The sequence below is a fragment of the Thalassotalea euphylliae genome (assembly GCF_003390335.1).
Lineage (GTDB): Bacteria > Pseudomonadota > Gammaproteobacteria > Enterobacterales > Alteromonadaceae > Thalassotalea_F > Thalassotalea_F euphylliae_B.
The window spans coordinates 1,738,161-1,756,199 of sequence record NZ_QUOU01000001.1 but is presented as its reverse complement, the minus strand read 5'-3'; the positions used below and the strand labels follow the sequence as shown (position 1 = coordinate 1,756,199).

At 43.6% G+C, this 18,039-nt stretch carries 15 protein-coding genes; 9 read left to right on the top strand and 6 right to left on the bottom strand.

Going from position 1 to position 18,039, the window contains the following annotated elements:
• Positions 1 to 61 precede the first annotated feature (61 nt).
• Entirely contained in the window at positions 62 to 1,849 is a 1,788-nt protein-coding gene (locus DXX93_RS07705) for a M61 family metallopeptidase (RefSeq protein ID WP_258872619.1), read from the bottom strand.
• Positions 1,850 to 2,240: 391 nt separating this feature from the next.
• Between DXX93_RS07705 and DXX93_RS07700 the strand changes: the two genes are divergently transcribed.
• From DXX93_RS07700 to DXX93_RS07670, 7 genes are all read left to right on the top strand, one after another.
• Positions 2,241 to 3,896 (top strand): GGDEF domain-containing protein, encoded by a 1,656-nt coding sequence (locus tag DXX93_RS07700; protein ID WP_116007595.1) that lies wholly within the window; start codon positions 2,241 to 2,243, stop codon positions 3,894 to 3,896.
• 93 nt (positions 3,897 to 3,989) lie between these two features.
• On the top strand, positions 3,990 to 5,366 hold the full coding sequence (gene ppnN, locus DXX93_RS07695) for a nucleotide 5'-monophosphate nucleosidase PpnN (protein WP_116007594.1): 1,377 nt from the start codon (positions 3,990 to 3,992) through the stop codon (positions 5,364 to 5,366).
• On the top strand, positions 5,363 to 6,166 hold the full coding sequence (gene xni, locus DXX93_RS07690; RefSeq protein ID WP_116007593.1) for a flap endonuclease Xni: 804 nt from the start codon (positions 5,363 to 5,365) through the stop codon (positions 6,164 to 6,166). The genes ppnN and xni overlap by 4 nt, the downstream gene beginning before the upstream one ends.
• A gap of 178 nt (positions 6,167 to 6,344) precedes the next feature.
• Positions 6,345 to 6,722, top strand: coding sequence for a DUF3192 domain-containing protein (locus tag DXX93_RS07685; protein WP_116007592.1), 378 nt, complete (start codon positions 6,345 to 6,347; stop codon positions 6,720 to 6,722).
• A gap of 242 nt (positions 6,723 to 6,964) precedes the next feature.
• Entirely contained in the window at positions 6,965 to 7,972 is a 1,008-nt protein-coding gene (locus tag DXX93_RS07680) for an isocitrate dehydrogenase (protein ID WP_116007591.1), read from the top strand.
• Between the two features lie 388 nt (positions 7,973 to 8,360).
• Complete coding sequence (locus DXX93_RS07675) at positions 8,361 to 9,869, top strand: ABC transporter substrate-binding protein (RefSeq protein ID WP_116007590.1); 1,509 nt, start codon at positions 8,361 to 8,363, stop codon at positions 9,867 to 9,869.
• Positions 9,870 to 10,018: 149 nt separating this feature from the next.
• Positions 10,019 to 12,097: a methyl-accepting chemotaxis protein gene (locus DXX93_RS07670; RefSeq protein WP_116007589.1), complete on the top strand. Its 2,079-nt coding sequence runs from the start codon at positions 10,019 to 10,021 to the stop codon at positions 12,095 to 12,097.
• A 119-nt stretch (positions 12,098 to 12,216) separates the two neighbouring features.
• Here DXX93_RS07670 and rlmM read toward each other — a convergent pair whose 3' ends face one another.
• From rlmM to DXX93_RS07650, 4 genes are all read right to left on the bottom strand, one after another.
• Complete coding sequence (gene rlmM / locus DXX93_RS07665) at positions 12,217 to 13,311, bottom strand: 23S rRNA (cytidine(2498)-2'-O)-methyltransferase RlmM (RefSeq protein WP_116007588.1); 1,095 nt, start codon at positions 13,309 to 13,311, stop codon at positions 12,217 to 12,219.
• Positions 13,312 to 13,330: 19 nt separating this feature from the next.
• The gene (locus tag DXX93_RS07660) at positions 13,331 to 13,732 is read right to left on the bottom strand and encodes a DUF423 domain-containing protein (RefSeq protein WP_181902169.1); all 402 of its coding nucleotides are present in this window, start codon (positions 13,730 to 13,732) and stop codon (positions 13,331 to 13,333) included.
• Complete coding sequence (locus DXX93_RS07655; protein WP_116007586.1) at positions 13,725 to 14,489, bottom strand: alpha/beta family hydrolase; 765 nt, start codon at positions 14,487 to 14,489, stop codon at positions 13,725 to 13,727. The genes DXX93_RS07660 and DXX93_RS07655 overlap by 8 nt, the downstream gene beginning before the upstream one ends.
• Before the next feature lie 84 nt (positions 14,490 to 14,573).
• Positions 14,574 to 15,491: a transcriptional regulator GcvA gene (locus DXX93_RS07650; RefSeq protein ID WP_116007585.1), complete on the bottom strand. Its 918-nt coding sequence runs from the start codon at positions 15,489 to 15,491 to the stop codon at positions 14,574 to 14,576.
• A gap of 348 nt (positions 15,492 to 15,839) precedes the next feature.
• Here DXX93_RS07650 and DXX93_RS07645 point away from each other — a divergent pair, with 348 nt between their 5' ends.
• Complete coding sequence (locus tag DXX93_RS07645) at positions 15,840 to 16,130, top strand: hypothetical protein (RefSeq protein WP_116007584.1); 291 nt, start codon at positions 15,840 to 15,842, stop codon at positions 16,128 to 16,130.
• A 248-nt stretch (positions 16,131 to 16,378) separates the two neighbouring features.
• On the opposite strand, the gene DXX93_RS07640 is transcribed toward DXX93_RS07645, so the two are convergent.
• On the bottom strand, positions 16,379 to 17,365 hold the full coding sequence (locus DXX93_RS07640; protein ID WP_116007583.1) for a PLP-dependent cysteine synthase family protein: 987 nt from the start codon (positions 17,363 to 17,365) through the stop codon (positions 16,379 to 16,381).
• Between the two features lie 115 nt (positions 17,366 to 17,480).
• Between DXX93_RS07640 and DXX93_RS07635 the strand changes: the two genes are divergently transcribed.
• Positions 17,481 to 18,038: a helix-turn-helix domain-containing protein gene (locus tag DXX93_RS07635; protein ID WP_116007582.1), complete on the top strand. Its 558-nt coding sequence runs from the start codon at positions 17,481 to 17,483 to the stop codon at positions 18,036 to 18,038.
• The last annotated feature ends 1 nt before the right edge of the window (position 18,039 follow it).

Genomic DNA, 18,039 nt, shown 5'->3' with positions numbered 1-18,039 from the left:
TTGGATTTAGATTAATACCGTCAACTTGTTTTCGGACGGGACAGGCAACTATTGTTGAGCCTTATTTCTCAGGAAATGCTAAACCAGTCCACGCTTGGTATAGCGCTTTTTGTGCTGCTGTAGCATCTGCCATTGGCTGTACCTTTAGCTTACCTGCTGGTAGCTCGCCAAGTGTTACCGTTTTAGTAACCAGCTGATCACGACGGAAGAAAGTAAAGGTCACCTTTTGCTTGGGTTTAAAGTTGCTCAAGCGTTTCGTTAGGTCTTTATCTTTCATGCGCAAGCCGTCAATCGCAACGATAATATCGTCAGTAGTCAACCCTGCGCGCCACGCTGGACTATTTTTTTCAACACTCGTGACTTTTAAACCATTGGTATCAGCTTTCGTTGAAATACCTGACCATGCTTTGGTTTTATCATCTTTACCATAACTAATTTCTAAACCCGCTTTGGCCAGTAGCTGATCAAAATCGGGTTTGGCATGACCATCAACGTTCTCAGCCCACCATGCTTGGTAATCTTCACCAGTCACGCGTTTAAGAATGTTGCGAACATCTTGGTCGTTGAAGGTTTTTGGAATGCTAAATTCCTTGTACAAAATATCATGCACATTGCGATAGCTTTGTTTTAGCGCTGTTTTTTCGAGGATGTCAAAATCCAACATCCAAGAAACCAAAAAGCCTTCCGAGTAAATATTCACGCTGTGGTTTTTATGGTAATCACCGCCTTCGCTGATCCATTTGTCGAAGCTCGCCTCAGCCACTGATTGACTGTCTCGACCCGGCTTTCTCAAATAGCTATTGATACGACGAGCAAGGTGCTCCAACCACTCTTTGTTGGTCATGATATCGCCGCGCATTAACAGCTGGTTTTGCAAGTAGCTGGTAGAGCCTTCAGATAACCACAACAGGTTAGCGTAGTTCTCACCTTGGTAATCGTATGGCACTAGCCCTTCTGGGCGATATTGCTTCACGTTCCAGGTGTGAACAAATTCATGTGCTGCTGTGCCTAAAAAGCTCAAATAATCTTTACGCTCGGCAAAGGTGTAGCGATCGCGCTGGATAATGGTTGAGTTAATATGCTCAGTCGCACCGCGCGCGCCACTGGTTGCGTGCACCATAAACACGTAACGTTCGAATGGGTAGTCAGACCAAATAGCGTCACCTTGTTCGACTATTTTTTCTAAGTCTTCAACCATTTGTTCGGCATCGTAGTTACCTTTGCCCCAAATCACTAACTCGTAATCACGGCCGTCTACGTCAAATTTATAAAAGTCATTGATACCCGTTTCAATCGGCGAATCTATCAGCAAGTCGTAATCAGCGGCGATAAACTGGTGTTTGTTTCTGCCTTTTTCTAACCCTGAAACACTGCGCCATTTTCTCGGAACTTTAAGCTGGATAACGTGTTTATCATCGCGCGTTTCATCGGTGTACATGACCACACCTGAGGCGTCTAAAAACGCGTGGCTATCGTCGACATGGCGAGTTCTAAAGCCCAGTTGATTGGCATAAATTTGGTAGCTCACATCTACGCCATCACTCAAGTCACCCGAAATACGCCAGGTGTCTTTGTCGACTTTTTGCCAAGCTATATCGCTGTCTTTAACATTAAATTCGCGAATGCCGTTGGCAAGGTTGAGAATTTCATAGCGACCTGTGCGCCAGGTTGGTAGTTTTAGATCAATGGATGATTGGTTTGAAGCAGGTAACACAAGCTTAACTTTTGCGTAATGATGCTCTGCTTCAGATAAATCGATATTCACTTTAACATCGGCAAAAGCCGCTTGAGAAAAAGCACTCGCCATGATGAGCGCGATAGGTGATAAGCGCTTAATGATTTTGTTCATAATCAAATAAATTTTTATTAAAAGTTGTTAACATAATGTGTCGAACACGTCGATGTCGCTAGTTTACCTGCTTTACATGCGAATACCATGCTAGTGCTCTCGAAAAAACGGATATTAGTCGTGAAAAACAAATTTTTAATGAGAGAATTAGTGTTATTCACCGTTCTCCTATAAAGTTAAAGGTGAAAGTGTGTCAAATAACCAAACGAAAATATTGAAGTGAATTATACTGCTGTCGAAAATCATCAAGCTCATTGTCAGGTTTTATGTTCAAGACAAGTAACACGACGAGTTAATACAAACCATCTTAACTTCTAAAGTAAAGATTTCTATAGTAAATATTTCTAAAGTAAAGTATTGAGAACCCATTAAGTTAGGAAGTCATCTATTCATGAGTGAAACGTCTGCTTTTCAGAGTCAACTTCGTCAATTAAAAGCCAAACTTGATGCGTCAATTCAAGCACGCTCAACGCTGGAAGAGGACTTTAATAAACGCTCTATCCTATTAACCGACTTTCTCGTTAAGCTTTCCCGTTTATCTAAAGGCCAAGATCTCGAGCTAGATAACCGCATGGCAAAGCTACGTGCCATGTTAAAGAAAAGTGCGCCGTTACCTGATGTCGAGAAAGAGCTAGCCAATGTGTCCAAACTATTGACTCAACAGGCAGGTAAAAACGAGTCTAACATTCGCGCTTTACATCAAAAATTTCACGGTGCGGGCACTACCTTACAAAAAGCCAAAGGTTTACCGCCGCAATCTCGTCGCAGCTTGAGAGCACTGCTAACAGAAAACGTAGAGACCAAAGATACGGTAGTGCAGTACGTGCCTCAGTTAAATGAATTATTGGCGATTTACGGTGAAGTGCTGGCCGCTAAAGACAATATTCAAGTAAGCGGCAAAGCACATGCAGCAATGCGGTCTAACACGGTTCAGACAAACAAAGCTAAGACAAGCGCCCTGCTTGGCAATGACAATGGCGCCTTTAATGACCCCATTGCCCAAAGCAGTGCCAAAGGCTTTATTGAACGTATTACTGCTATTTTGAGTAGCATCAAGCTATCAGAGCAATTACAGCAAAAGCTAAATCAATTAAAAAACGAGTTAAGTCACACGCAACATATTGACGATAGCCTGCTCAACAACATAGTCGCTGTGCTCAATTTAGTAGCGCAAGATATGGAGCAAGAGCGCAAAACGGCCAAAACCTTTTTATCTACGCTCTCTGGTGCCTTGTCAAAAGTGCAACGCGCGGTCACCTCAACCTTGTCAAATTCGCAAGGTCACCGCAGTGAACAAGAGCAAATTAATACAAGGCTCAGTACCCAATTGGGCGATATTGCCGACGTGATTGACTCGTCGCCCAGCTTAACCGAGGCCAAAGCTGAACTTATGGCGAAATTCGAAGGGATTACGCAAACCATTGACCAGAAAAATGCCGTAGAGCTCAACTACTTTGAACAGCTTGAACAACAATTAGTGGCAATGCGCACTAAAGTGAGTGAACTGGAAAAGCAAAGTAAGCATTTCGAACAACGCATGTTAGAGCAGCAGCGGATGAGCCTGCAAGACGCCTTAACCAAACTCAACAATCGCGCTGCGTTTGACGAATATTTTAGCAAGCAAATGGCGCGCTTTAATCATCAACAAATGGAGCTGGCCGTTGCGGTTATTGATTTAGACGACTTTAAGCAAATCAATGACACTTATGGTCATACCGCCGGTGATAAAACACTGCAAGTCATCGCCGCAACCCTCACCAAAACCCTAACCCAAAACGCCTTTATCGCACGCTACGGCGGTGAAGAGTTTGTACTCGTGTTTGAATCACTTAACCAAATCGAAGTGATGGCAGCATTGGAAAACCTGCGTAAAACGGTGGCCAAGTTGCCGTTTAAATTTAGAAACAATAAAGTCAATATCACGACATCTATTGGCGTTACTCACATCAAGCATGGTGATAACATTCACTTAGCGTTTGAGCGCGCCGATCAAGCCCTCTACCAAGCAAAACACCAAGGTAAAAACCAAATTATCTACGCACAATAACAACACAAACGGAATCTGTAATAGCGACTTTACATACTCAGTATTGTCGCATTGCTGTGACTCGTTACTCGTCAATTGAAAAAGGGGATCAGGATGAAAACGTTAATTAACCCTGTTGGCAACATGAATTTATTGTCACAAATCGAAGTAGATCAATTACAAGAATCAGCAGAGAGTAAACTCTTTCAGCTTTATCGCAATTGTTCGCTGGCGGTATTAAATGTTGGTAGTCACACCGACGATGCGGAAGAAATTTATCAGCAATTTTTAGATTTTCAAATCAAAGTACTGCGTATTGAACGGGGGGTGAAACTGGAGTTGACCAACCCGCCGCAAGACGCGTTTGTCGACAACAAAATTATTCGCGGTATTCGCGAGCACCTGTCTGCTGTGCTGCGCGATATTTTATTTATCAATGATAAGTATGATGCCCTGTGCGATAGCTTATCGTGCGAAAGTGAAAAAACCACCCACATCGTCTTCGATATTTTGCGCAACGCCAACGCGATTTTACCTGAATCAGTGCCCGGTTTAATCACCTGCTGGGGTGGCCACTCCATCAATACAACGGAATACAAGTACACCAAAGAAGTGGGCTATCAGCTAGGGTTGCGCGGCTTTAACATTTGTACTGGTTGTGGCCCCGGCGCCATGAAAGGTCCAATGAAAGGCGCCACCATTGGCCATGCTAAGCAACGTAACCTCACTGGTCGTTATCTCGGGCTTACCGAGCCAAGTATTATTGCCGCTGAGCCACCCAATCCAATTGTTAATGAACTAATTATTATGCCGGATATTGAAAAGCGCCTAGAAGCCTTTGTGCGTTTGTCTCACGGCATTATTATCTTCCCCGGCGGCGCCGGCACCGCAGAAGAATTTTTATACATTCTTGGCATTATGCTCAATGAGAAAAACAGCGAGCAACGTTTGCCGATTATTTTAACTGGCCCGAAAGAAAGCGAGGCATACTTTCAAGAAATTGATAAATTCGTTGTCGCGACACTTGGTAAACAAGTGCGCAGGCTTTACCGCATCATCATCGACGATGCGCCCGCAGTGGCCCGCGCCCTAACCCAAGAAGTTGAGCAGGTATTAGCGGATAGAAAGAGCCGTGGCGACGCTTTCCACTTCAATTGGTCATTAGAAATTGATCAGGAATTTCAACAACCATTTGAACCAACCCATGAGAACATGGCAAACTTAACCGTAAAAAGTGATATGGATACTGCCGCTTTAGCCGCCAACTTACGCCGAATATTTTCGGGCATCGTTGCTGGTAACGTTAAAGCGAACGGTATTAAGGCCATTAGGGAACATGGCCCGTTTGTAATTTCTGGGGAAGAGAAAATTATGTCGTTAATGGATAAGTTGCTCGATTCATTTGTCAAACAACAGCGCATGAAACTGCCAGGAAGTGAATATATTCCTTGCTATCGCGTTGCCCAGTCTAGTCCGGGCGAGCCTGCATGACAGCACATGTAGTACTCATTGATGCGCTCAATTTAATTCGGCGCATCTATGCTGTGCAAGAACGTCCTTTCCTGCTCAATAATGAGCTGTCGGAAAGTACCAAGCAGCAAGTGCTTTTTAACACAGCGCAAGCTTCGGCGAACGCTGTGGCAAATATATTGGAATTTTTAACGCCAACGCATGGTGTTGCCGTGTTTGATAGTGAGCAACCATGCTGGCGTTATCAGCTTTATCCTGACTACAAAAAAGGCCGTAAAAAAATGCCTGAGCATTTGGCGGCTAAGCTCAGCGATATTCAAGACGCCTTTCTCGCCAAAGGAATCGACTCGATTGAGCCAGAAGAAGATGAAGCCGACGATGTGATTGCGACACTTGCCATTAAGGTTGCGCTGCGCAATCAAAAAGTCACTATTGTCTCGACCGACAAGTGTTTCTTGTCATTGATTAATGAAAATATTCAAGTCTACGATTATTTTAATCGCCGATTTCTGGATGATAACTACATCGAACAAAAGTTTAGTGTGAAATCAAGCCAGCTTATTGATTTATGGGCGCTCACCGGTGACAGCACGAATAAGATTCCGGGGGTCGCGGGCATTGGCCAAATTACGGCGGCAGAGCTCATTAAAGATCACGGCTCAATAAATGCGATATTAGCGGCTGACAAACTAAAATCATCTGTTCAGCAAAAATTAGAGCAAGGTAAAGAGATGCTAAAACTTAGCCATCAACTGCTAACGCTCAAGCAAAATATACCACTGGGCTTTAACCTCAAAGATATCCGCCTAATAACTGTTTAGTGTGTGGATAAAAAATGTTGCAAATCATAAACAAGCTATTTAAAACTGATAAATAACTCGCTATGCTTAGGGTCAGCTAAGCAAAGTATTTCAGTTGGCTCGATAAACATGGGCAAAAACGGTAGCGTACAAAAAAGTTCACCCGCCAACTGACATTTCAACACGTATTTCTAGGGTTATGAGTAAAAAAGTTATCTTCCGAATTTTATTGGCATTAGCAGCTTACGGTCTTTTTGTGCTGTTAGTCGTCAATTTTTATGACGACGATCCAGCAAATATGAAATGGGAAGATCGCGAAGCGTTTAACCGTCAGTACATTGCCAAATTGCAATTAGACAACTTTACGTTTGAACAAGCGTTAGAAAATTTGGGCAGCCCAGATATCACCGAAGCCAAAAAAGTCGATAATGTTAACTATCAAGTGATGTTCTACCGTACCCAGCACGTTAAATCAGATGGTATTACTACCCAAGAAGAGTGCACTCCACTGCTATTCAGTAATGGGTTGTTAACCGCCATCGGCAATGTTGCCTACGAGCAGTTTAAGTCGCTGTAATCAACTAACACCAAACACTCCAATCAGTCATTCCCTCACTAGAGCACAAGCCAGTGTATATCCCACTGTAAGTTTTCATACTAGCTTACAGTGATAACTCGTGGTATAAAGGCGCGCTTTTTTTTCACATAGCCTAACTATATAACGCTAGCGCACACTTAATTTCTTGCTAATTCGATGCTGGAAATAGCGATTAGGCTATGCTTTGAAAATACTTCTGACAAATATTAAAGGTACAATAAATGGCTAAGCAAACTATCACGGTAATTCCTGGTGACGGTATCGGTCCTGATATTATCGATGCGACAATTAAAGTTTTAGATAAAGCAGGTTGTGATTTTGAATACGAATACGCTGATGCAGGTCTTGTAGCGCTTGAAAAGCACGGTGAATTAGTTCCAGAAGAAACGTTAGAGCTGATTAAAAAGAACAAAATCACGCTTAAAGGCCCATTAACAACGCCAGTGGGCGAAGGCTTTACTTCAATCAACGTAACTTTACGCAAGCAATTCCAACTATACGCCAACATGCGTCCGGTAATTTCTTTCAAAGGCACAAAAGCACGTTACGACAACATCGATATCATTACCATTCGTGAAAATACGCAAGGTATGTACTCTGGCCTAGGTCAAACGGTTTCTGACTGTGGTGAAACAGCAGAAGCAATGAGCCAAATTACCCGTGAAGGTGCAGAGCGCATTGTTGAGTTCGCCTACGAAACCGCACGTAAAGAAGGCCGCAAGAAAGTAACGGCTGTGCACAAAGCGAACATCCTTAAATCAACATCTGGCTTATTCTTAAAAGTAGCTCGTGAAGTGGGTGAGCGTTATCCAGATATCGAGTCTGCTGAAATGATCGTCGATAACTGCTGTATGCAGCTAGTGATGAACCCAGAGCAATTTGATGTGATCGTAACCACTAACCTATTTGGCGATATTTTATCTGACTTATGTGCAGGTTTAGTTGGCGGTTTAGGTATGGCGCCTGGTGCCAACATCGGTGAAGACTGTGCAATTTTCGAAGCCGTTCACGGCAGTGCACCAGACATTGCAGGCAAAAACTTAGCGAACCCAACATCTGTTATTCTTGCAGCAATTCAAATGCTTGAATACCTAGAAATGGGCGACAAAGCACAAGCCATTCGCAACGCCATTACACAAGTTATCGAATCTGGCGACCGCACAACACGCGACTTAGGCGGTTCTCACGGTACGACTGACTTCACTGACGCAGTGTTAGAGCGTTTGTAAACGCCCATTAGCACTAAAAGCTTGTGAGCAAAGATGATAAAAACCGGCCTCTGCGCCGGTTTTTTGTATCTGTATTTCGTACCTCTAACGGTGTCCCCCCATTTCTGTAAAGCAATTACCGTCGAAATAACTATAGCGCGAACCACATATTCACGCTGAGACACAAACCGGCTTTACTTTTCCAAGCAAAATTATTGTTTTGTCTTTACTTGGTTTTCACGATACAAACATCTACACTTAGCGCCCTTGGATTGGTGGCACTTCATCGGTGCGGATTCACCTTGTCTTTCAGCTCAAAGCAGGTGATAAGTTTAGGATTGATAATATGTTTAGAGATTTGTTTAAGCTAGCTCGAAATGGGTTCGCGGTGTGTTTCCTGTTGTGTTCAATGCATTTGAGTGCAACCCCTATTCCCGATTCACATATCAAAGTTTACCTACCTAGTTTGCCTTACCTGTATGTCTCTCACGCAATTAACGGCGCACTGCTAAAACCCGCTAATAATGCCCGCGCTTGGGACTATGATTTAGCGACGTCACATCAACAAATAAGCGACAAGATTTATCAGTTTACCCTCCGCAAGGGCGTCGTATTCCAAGATGGCACACCATTTAATGCCGATGCGGTGTTGGAAAACATGCGCTACTTCAAAGAAAAGCCATTCTCATTTAGCCCGTTCCATCAAGTGTATGACTACACCGAAAAAGTGGATGACTACACGGTTCGTTTTCACTTAACAGAAAAGTACGGCTCATTTATCAACGATGTGATTTGGCTGCATTTTTATACGACCGCTTATCTAGAGAAATTTGGTTGGAATGGCAAGGCCACCTGCCCTAACCTGGCTGAGCCTGGTCCCTACGGCATTGGCCCATATATTCTGACAGAAGGTTACATAGAGGGGGATCGCCGCACCAAAAAAGCAGTCTTGCAGGCTAACCCAAACTATTATGATAAAGACTTGGTTAATGTTGAAAAAGTAACCGTATTTACTGAGCTAGATACGAATATTGCCTTAGAAGACATCGCTGATAACGAAGGGGGGCTTGATATTATGCCGATCCCGGTGACAGAAGTGTCTAATATCATGACCTCAGCCTATGCCAAACTCGTCAGTGGCCCCTCAAACGACAATATCGCTGTGCATATCAATATGATCACAGGTAACCCTAAGTTAAAAGATAAGCAAGTAAGGCTAGCACTGAATCGCGCGCTTAATCAAAGCGGCATAGTGAAAAACTCTTTCTATGGCTTTGCGGAAACTAAACCGACGCTGGCATCGCCAAACTTTCCTGGGGTGGGTGATATTGCGCAAGATTTAAAACCGTTTTCAGCACTTGAGCACCCTAAAGATGCGCGCAATGAGCTTAAACAATTGCTCAATGGCTTAACATTAAAAGTGTTAACACAAGAGCGCTTTATGTTCCTGTGGAAGTCCATTGACCGTGATTTGCGTAAAGTTGGCGTTAAGCTTGAATTTGAGATCACGCAAAATGAGAATGTCATCTTTGAACAGCTGCTCAGTACCAATGCTGGGCAAAATACCAAAGATTGGGATTTACTCGTGTGGGGCGATGACGATTGGTATTTCAACCACCCATGGTCAGCTTTTTTTGTCTATCAAACCGACAGTGTCTGGAGCACAGTTAGCCCAGATCAAACCATGAATACCTACATTAGTGATATGTTCAAAGAGACCATTAACACACCAGCATCCACGGCAATCATCGGCAAAATTATGCAACGTGCTTATGACAACGCTTATATGCTTTTTGTACCGGCTCCGAAAAAAGTACTTGCGGTTAATCAAGAAGTGATGTTTGAACCCTACAAGATGGCGACTCTGCCACTTTGGGAAGTTACCGTGAGCGACCAACACTGGTCACTCCAACAATAATCGTACACTTTGTTCGGCAATCGCACGGTAAGCGCACAACAGCCGTGCGGTCGTTTTCTTAACCGGCTAAGCTTTCGAGCTAGCAACTAAAATAACACTAAGTGATGAACCCTAATCAGCAAACAAGATAGTGGTTCAGAGAGCAAAAAATGACTTCTACGTTAAAATTTCGACTAATTATTATACTTGTCACCATCGGCTTAGTACCCGCGCTAATCGTGGGCTCAGGGGCTTTCCTAAACGCTAGCAATGCCTTGGAAGAATACGTATTTGCCAAGCTGATCAGCACGCGAGACGTGATGAAAGGGCAAATTGAAGACTACCTCGAAAGTGCTCGAAAAGACATTTTGTTTTTAGCGAATAGCAAAGATGTAAATACTTTATATAAAGCGGCAAAAGTGTATCGAAAGCTTGAAGAGACCACACCAGCGGAGCGCTTTAACGTCGACACCTATGAATATCAAGACCTTTGGGCAAGCAAAGGCAGTACGCTCAAAAACCTTTCAGAAATCAATGGTTATAGCGATGTTTTATTGATCACTGCAGACACAGGTCACGTAGTCTATAGCGCTCGACAAAACGCTGATCTTGGCGCCAACCTGAAAGCTAATTTTGATCAAAATAACCCACTAGCAAATGTCTGGCAGCGCGTTGTCAACAATAAAACGCTGCAATACCAAGATTACACGCCTTATCAAGCGCAAAATAATCAACCGGTTGCTTTTATCGCCGCCCCGGTCGTCGATTTAAAGCAACAAGTCGTTGCTGTGGTGGTACTCCAGCTTTCCCAAGACATTATCAATGGTATTACTGGCCAGCGCTCAGGAATGGGTGAAACAGGTGAGAGTTATTTAGTTGGCTCTGATAACCTCATGCGCTCAGACTCGTACTTAGCCCCCAATCGTTTTTCGGTGCATCAGTCCTTCGCAGCACCCGCCTTAGGCAAAGCAAACAGCCATGCCATTGGTCTTGCGCTGCAAGGTGATACTGGTGTTGAAATCACCACAAGCTATTTGGCGTCACAGGTACTAACTGCCTATACCTCGATAACGTTTGGTGACGACACTTGGGCATTAATATCAGAAATTGGTGAGCGAGAAGCTTTTTCCGCCGTCAATAGTATCAAAACAATTGTCTTAGTCATTTTGCTCATCGTTGGGCTAATTGTTGTCATGTCTGCTATTTACATCAGCGGCTCCATCACCTCGCCAGTTAAGCAGATGACAAAATTCTTAGATGAGTTAGCGCTTGGTCATATTGGAAAACGAACAAACTTAAACCGCAAAGATGAAATTGGCCATATGGCAAGATCATTAGATAGTTTGGCGCATTACTTGGAGCATGTCACCGTTAAAGGTTTACAACACATTGCTGAGGGAGACCTGACGCAAGACGTGACGCCACAAGACGACGAGGACGTTATCAGCCACGCGCTTATCGCAACGAATAAAGACTTAACTAATGTCATCAGTAATGTCACTCGTTTTACTGATAATTTAGTTGTAGAGAGCGAGAAGGTATTAACGTCAAGTGATAGTATTTACACCAGCGCGGATCAGTCGCAGCAAGCACTACAGTCCATTTCAACTTCATTATTGGAGGTTGGTAAGGTAATTGATAACACCGCAGAAAAAACCGCAATCGCCGATGACTTAGGCTCAACAGCCAGTCAGTCAGCGGTGGCGGGTAAACATCAAGTAGAGCGAGTGGTAACTGCGATGGAAGAGATTAAATCAGCCAGTGATAATATCTCTTCTATTCTTGTCGCAATTGAAGGTATTGCTGCACAAACTAACCTGCTAGCGTTGAATGCAGCGATTGAAGCCGCCCGAGCAGGAGAACAAGGACGCGGGTTTGCGGTTGTTGCCGACGAGGTGCGTACGTTGGCGGCACAAAGTACTCAAGCAGCCAATGAAACCGCTGAACTGGTGAAAGTTGTCGTTGAGAAAACAGAGATAGGTGCAAGCCTAACGCTAACATCAGCTGAGAGCTTAACAGAAATTGTTGATGCGGTTGATCAGGTCTCCGGAATCGTTGGAGAAATATCTCGTGCGGCCGCTGAGCAATCACAAGCCGTTGGCGAAGCGAACGAGAATCTGATCAAAATTGCTGAGGTAAATCAACAAACATCAGCGAATGCGCAACAAGGGTTGGAAGTATCGCAAACCTTGTCTTCATTCTCTAATGGCCTAAAAGAGGTTATTGCGAAATTTAAGATAAAGCTCTGATTTAACTATTACCAATAATTACAAATACTTAGAATGAAAAAAGCCCTATACGCGTATAGGGCTTTTTGACATTACAGCAGAATTTACTCAGTTTTACTCAAATCGCAATAACATTCGAATTAAGAATGTCTCGCTAACGGCGCAGGGGATAATAATCGCGCGTGCACCGTGATCTCTTCGCGATCGTAATACAAGTGCTTAGCGTACATTTCATATTTCACGTCATGCTCAGCAAACCTGTCTTTTATCATTTGTAGGTCTTTTTGCACTTGTTGATAACGACCTTTCATTGGCAATTTCAGGTTAAACATTGCCTCTTTACAATATCCGTGTAGCAACCAGTCTGTCATTAAATAAGCAACGCGATGCGGCTTTTCCACCATATCACACACCAACCAATAAACATTTTGCTTGGCAGGCTTAAACTTAAAGCCATCAATCTGATAATGTTTAACCTGGCCAGTTTCCATTAACGACTCCGCCATTGGGCCATTATCAACTGACGAGACCATCATGCCGCGGCGTACCAGCTGGTATGTCCAACCGCCTGGTGCTGCACCTAAATCAACCGCATTTAAGCCAGAAGTTAAACGTGAATCCCAGTCTTTTTTCGGCACAAAATACAAAAAGGCTTCATCGAGCTTCAGGGTTGAACGGCTTGGCGCTTGTGACGGGAATTTCAAACGCGGAATACCCATTACGTGTTTCGACGTATTAGTGCCTAGCGAGAAGCCAAGGATCACTTCTTTACCAGACAAAAACAATGCGTGCAACACAGCGCCTTCATCGTCGCCCTGCGCCGTTAACACCTTTTGTTTTCTGAGCGCTTGACGCAATGGCACAGCAAGTTTACGGCAGAATTTCGTTAATGCTTTGCCATCGTTAGTATCAGGCGTTTCCATGCGTAAATCGGCGTATTGCCAGTCTGTACCTAACGCGTCAACAATAGCTTCAACGCGATTGTAATCGGGTAACTCAATTTTTTCCGTTAAAGTAACAAACCACTGGCGGGTGAAAATCAAGCGTTTTAATGGCAACTTTTCCATCAGCGTTTCTCCATCTTCACCGTTGTGCAAATGGAAAAACACTAAGCCTTGCTTTTTAACGATTTCCAAATAGCCGTAAATTTCGTTCCATGCCGCTTTTTCCTGAATTTCTGCGCCACATTCTTTCTCAAAGCCCGGACGACAATACAATACAATGGAGGTTTTCATTTATGACGACCTATTTCAATTATTCAATTCGTTGGCTTGTTGCTGCCCCTGTAACACCATAAATAGCAATACACAGCCACGCCAGCGCTAAACTCACGCCACCAAAAGGCGCCATTTTGCCAAGCTCAGGCATCATTAGTAAGGTTTTAAAGTATAAACTACCACTAAAACCACACATGCCAGCCACCATTAGCCAACTACTTGCTGCTAATATTCTAGACTTAGCTTGCTGACGCCAAATCACCAGCCCTAACAGCGCTAAGGTGTGTAAAATATGGTATTGGTGAGCTGTTTCCAATCGGGTTACCACTTCTAGTGATAAATGCCCGCCAGCATGGGCGAGCCAAGCGCCGAATAATACGCAAAAACACCCACTAAGGCCAATAAAAACCGCTAAAACGCGATGTTGCCAGTTAATCATGGGCAGATTTCTCCAATGTGAGCTTTTCTGTGACCTTATCGATGTAATCACTGATTGTTTTTGCTGCCGTGCGAATATGCTGATCATGGTTAAAACCAGACTTTACTCTTGGCTTAAAATCATGGTCGCCATCTTCGAGGAAAATGATCTGGCAGTGTGCGGGTAAATCGTAACGTTTAATTGCTTGTTCATCGCCCAATTTATCGCGACTGCCCTGCACTATCAGTATCGAATTATCCACACTGCGCTCAACAATAGGTGCTAAACGAGTTTTCTCTGGCTTGCCAATGGGGTAGAAGGGATAACCTAAACAAAAAGTACCCGCCACTTTTCTTGTTAACGGCATGTCCTCTTTTAACTCGCTCGCCAGTGTTTCGCTGGTGATGGTTGCAGCCACACGGCTGCCCATCGACTTGCCACCAATAAACAAAGGTAATTGTGCTAACTGCTCAGCACTAAAATGATCATTTAATTGTTTTATGTGTTGCAAGTAGCAAGCAAGCAATTTGGGCATGCGATCCGGTGGCCGCTTTTTAGCGTCCGCCAAACGTTTATCCATATAAGGAAAATTAAAACGCAATACTGAGATATTGTGCTCAACCAGATACTGGCTAACAGTAGACATAAAAGCATGGCTTTTGTCGGCCCCCGCACCATGGGCGAAAATCACAATGGCTTTGGGGCTCGCGGCATGGTCAACAACGACTGATGTGTGCCCGGCATTAAATGCTGCTGTGGCATTGGTTTGATTTGTCACTTTATTCTCGCTTGGGTTAGCTAACTTGTAGGCTACTTAAATTTAAACACTTCATGTGATAGATGAGGTTGAACTATATAGCGCTTATAACAATTGCCCATCTTCAATTTGATCTTGCTCTTCTTCCACAGTTTCCAGCACCCAGTCGCGAAACGCAGATATTTTACCGACATCCGCCTGATGCTCTCGGCAAACAATATAGTAGGCATTGTTGCTAACAAGCACGTCGCTAAACGGTGTAACCAAGCGGCCAGAATCAATATCAGGCTTAGCCAACACGCTATGCGCTAATGCTACCCCCTGACCGTGGATCGCCGCTTGCAATACCATTGAAGAGTGACTAAATATTGGACCGTGATTAACATTCACGCCTTTAACGCCCACCTCTTTAAACCAGCGCTTCCAATCGCGACGCGAGGTATCGTGCAATAAATTGTGCTGAGCTAAGTCATTGACCGTAAAGAGCGGCTTTTTCCCGCTCATGAGTAGCGGAGAACAGACCGGAATCAAGTACTCGGTATGAAGCTTTTCTGCCAAAACATTTGTCCAGCGGCCACGGCCATAGTAAATCGCGACGTCGACATCTTCGGTTAGCGAGTTATCCGGCTGATCAACCGCTTTAATTCGCACATCAATATCAGGGTGTAAAATATTAAACGCATTTAAACGTGGCACTAACCATTGGATCGCGAAACTCGGTTGCAAACTTACGGTGATAGCACCTTTGGCGCCACGAGCAAGCAATTTTTCAGTAGCGTCATGCAGTGCAGTAAAAATATCTTTGATATCGAGAAAATATGCTTGCCCTTCTTCCGTCAACAACAACGCCCGGTTTTTACGCATAAAAAGCTTAATACCAAGGTGCTCTTCCAAGGATTTTATTTGATGACTGATTGCCGCCTGGGTAACAAAAAGCTCTTCTGCCGCACGGGTAAAACTTAGGTGACGGGCAGCCGCTTCAAAAGCGCGGAGTGCATTTAATGGAGGTAAACGAGAGGCCAAAATGAATTCGCTTCAAAGTGAAAACTATAGCCTGAGATTATGACAAATAAATGAAAATTCAGCAATGATTTGCATTAGTTTTTCTAATGAATAACGTGAATTTATGTCAGTGTTATTTTTTAATCAACTTGCATAAAATACAAACCGTAGATGAAGGACAACATCTCTAGGTCATCAAGCCATAAGGGTGTGCTGTAAAAGATATTTTGCAAAACACTTAACGCACACAGGATGACTCAAAACTTTAGTTGTGTTCCCAACCCACAACTCATCGCATTAGAGATTGGTCCTTTGACATCTATAAGGAATATTGACGTAACTTATGTATGTAAGATTAAAGGTACCATCATGAAAACAACTCTGCTTGCACTTATCACTGGCGCGCTCGCATTTACCGCAAATGCAGAGAGTGTCAACAGCACAATGACTGCGGAAAACGCAGTGGCAATCAACCCAATTCAACTACAAGTTGTGGCGCAAGATTATCTTCGCCAGAGCTTAAACAATCAAGCACCACTGACGATTAAGTTAGACAACGTGCTAGTCACACAAAAAACCGATACGCACGGTCAGCAAACGGCAAAAGCAAAAGCAAAAGCTGAAACTGTTGCATTAAATCAGTTAATCGAAAGCGAATAAGTTAACTAGCTAATTATAAGCTTGTTTTTCAGCTTAAATTTTAGGAGTTGGAGTCAGACCAAGCATCCCCAACCAGCTTGGTTTGGCTCTGAACCTGACTAACTAGCAAAAACTTGTTTAAAATATACAAAAGGCGCTAAGCAAACACTTAGCGCCTTTTTTGTGCCTTGCTATAGTTATCGCCGCATATGCTCGACCTTATGTACAAGATCACTCCAGTCAAATTGTTACAAGAAAGCAACTAAACGTTAATCCCATAAATCAGTGCTTAAATATTTCAAACCAGAATCGCACACCATAACCACGATATTCTTGCCTTTGAGTGGCCCTTTTAACAATTTCACCGCTGCCGCAATATTGGCACCCGATGAAAAGCCTGCAAATATGCCTTCTTCACGGGCAAGCCGTTTAGTGTACTGTTTAGTTTCATCTGCCGTCACCTCAACATAGCCATCTAGTTTGCACCCCTCCAAGAAAGTGAGATCTGCCATGGCATAACCGCCCCCTTGAATTGGGTGGTCTGGGTTAGTTATCTCTTTATGTTGAAGTGCCGCGGCTCCTTGAGGTTCAACCGCAAAGCATTTCACCTCGCCACTTTGCTCTTTAAGATAACGTGAAACGCCAGCTAACGTGCCGCCTGAGCCAACAAAATCACAAAAAGCGTCGATAGCTCCCGCTGCTTGTGACCATATTTCAGGACCTGTGTGTAAATAGTGGGCATTACAATTGCCATTGCGTTCAAATTGATCGGCTCTAAACGCCTGTATTTGCTCAGTTAGTTCGTCCGCTTTTTTCGCAACAAGCGCTAGATCGCCACCAGAAACCTGTCCGGGAATTGAATTAGGCAACTGATCAACAAGCACTACCTCAGCCCCCAACGCTCGCATCATGCGCGCTCGCTCTTCGGAATTACCTTTAGACATTACGGCAATAAAGGGGTACCCCTTGATTCCACAAACTATAGCTAACCCCGTGCCCATGTTACCGCTAGTCAACTCAACAACTGGCTGATTAGGTTTTAAAAGGCCTGTTTGCTCAGCTTCTTCAATAATTTGTAAGGCCGCGCGATCTTTTTTTGAAAACCCAGGATTTAACATGTCTAATTTGGCAAAAATTTGCCCATCTAACCCCTTAGTTAGGCGACTTAAATTTACCAAGGGAGTATTTCCTATTGATTCAATCACCGAAGACATTACACGATCATCTCGATTGATAATATTTTGATTTTTTGCCATCTCACCCCCTGCCTTACATTTATTGCATTCGTTCGGTATAACGAACATAATTCCAACTTAACAAACAATAATTCGTTCTGTCAACAGAACGTTTGTTCATCATAGTGGCATTCAAATGGATAATCTTAAAGATGTAGCTCAGGCGTTAGCACTTAATGTTAAGGAAAATAGAGAAAAAAAAGGGCTAAGTCTAAGTCAACTAGCAAAGCTAGCGGGTATTGGAAAATCGACTTTATCGGTGCTTGAAGCTGGCAATGGCAATCCGAATATAGAAACCATTTGGGCATTGGCAACTGCGCTGCAAGTTCCCTTTGGTCAATTAATTAATGAAAAAGACAGCAAGGTGATGTCAGTCAAAAAAGGAGACGGTGTATCGGTTGTCACTCAGTCGAAAAACATGCAGGCTGATTTACTCGTTTCTAGACCACTGCGAAGCGGTTTTGATGTGTTTGAGATCAGTCTATCGAAAAATGCCGAAATACTCTCTGAAGCGCATAAGGCAGGCACGAATGAAGTGGTTATCGTAACGGAAGGTGAAATGACGACAGGTTCGATTGATGCGCCCATTCATTTAAAGGCTGGTGATACGGCTTTCTTTTCAGCTAGCTCTGCCCACCTTTATAGAACGCATGACCAAGACGCAAAAGCTATTGTCATTATGGATTATGAGTAAG

Bases quoted from the DNA above. Each gene is read 5' to 3' on its own strand.
- xni (WP_116007593.1), top strand. From the start codon at position 5,363: ATGACAGCACATGTAGTACTCATTGATGCGCTCAATTTAATTCGGCGC.
- DXX93_RS07675 (WP_116007590.1), top strand. From the start codon at position 8,361: ATGCATTTGAGTGCAACCCCTATTCCCGATTCACATATCAAAGTTTAC.
- rlmM (WP_116007588.1), bottom strand. From the start codon at position 13,311: ATGAAAACCTCCATTGTATTGTATTGTCGTCCGGGCTTTGAGAAAGAA.
- DXX93_RS07670 (WP_116007589.1), top strand. From the start codon at position 10,019: ATGACTTCTACGTTAAAATTTCGACTAATTATTATACTTGTCACCATC.
- ppnN (WP_116007594.1), top strand. From the start codon at position 3,990: ATGAAAACGTTAATTAACCCTGTTGGCAACATGAATTTATTGTCACAA.
- DXX93_RS07660 (WP_181902169.1), bottom strand. From the start codon at position 13,732: ATGATTAACTGGCAACATCGCGTTTTAGCGGTTTTTATTGGCCTTAGT.
- DXX93_RS07645 (WP_116007584.1), top strand. From the start codon at position 15,840: ATGAAAACAACTCTGCTTGCACTTATCACTGGCGCGCTCGCATTTACC.
- DXX93_RS07685 (WP_116007592.1), top strand. From the start codon at position 6,345: ATGAGTAAAAAAGTTATCTTCCGAATTTTATTGGCATTAGCAGCTTAC.
- DXX93_RS07640 (WP_116007583.1), bottom strand. From the start codon at position 17,365: ATGGCAAAAAATCAAAATATTATCAATCGAGATGATCGTGTAATGTCT.
- DXX93_RS07635 (WP_116007582.1), top strand. From the start codon at position 17,481: ATGGATAATCTTAAAGATGTAGCTCAGGCGTTAGCACTTAATGTTAAG.
- DXX93_RS07700 (WP_116007595.1), top strand. From the start codon at position 2,241: ATGAGTGAAACGTCTGCTTTTCAGAGTCAACTTCGTCAATTAAAAGCC.
- DXX93_RS07705 (WP_258872619.1), bottom strand. From the start codon at position 1,849: ATGAACAAAATCATTAAGCGCTTATCACCTATCGCGCTCATCATGGCG.
- DXX93_RS07680 (WP_116007591.1), top strand. From the start codon at position 6,965: ATGGCTAAGCAAACTATCACGGTAATTCCTGGTGACGGTATCGGTCCT.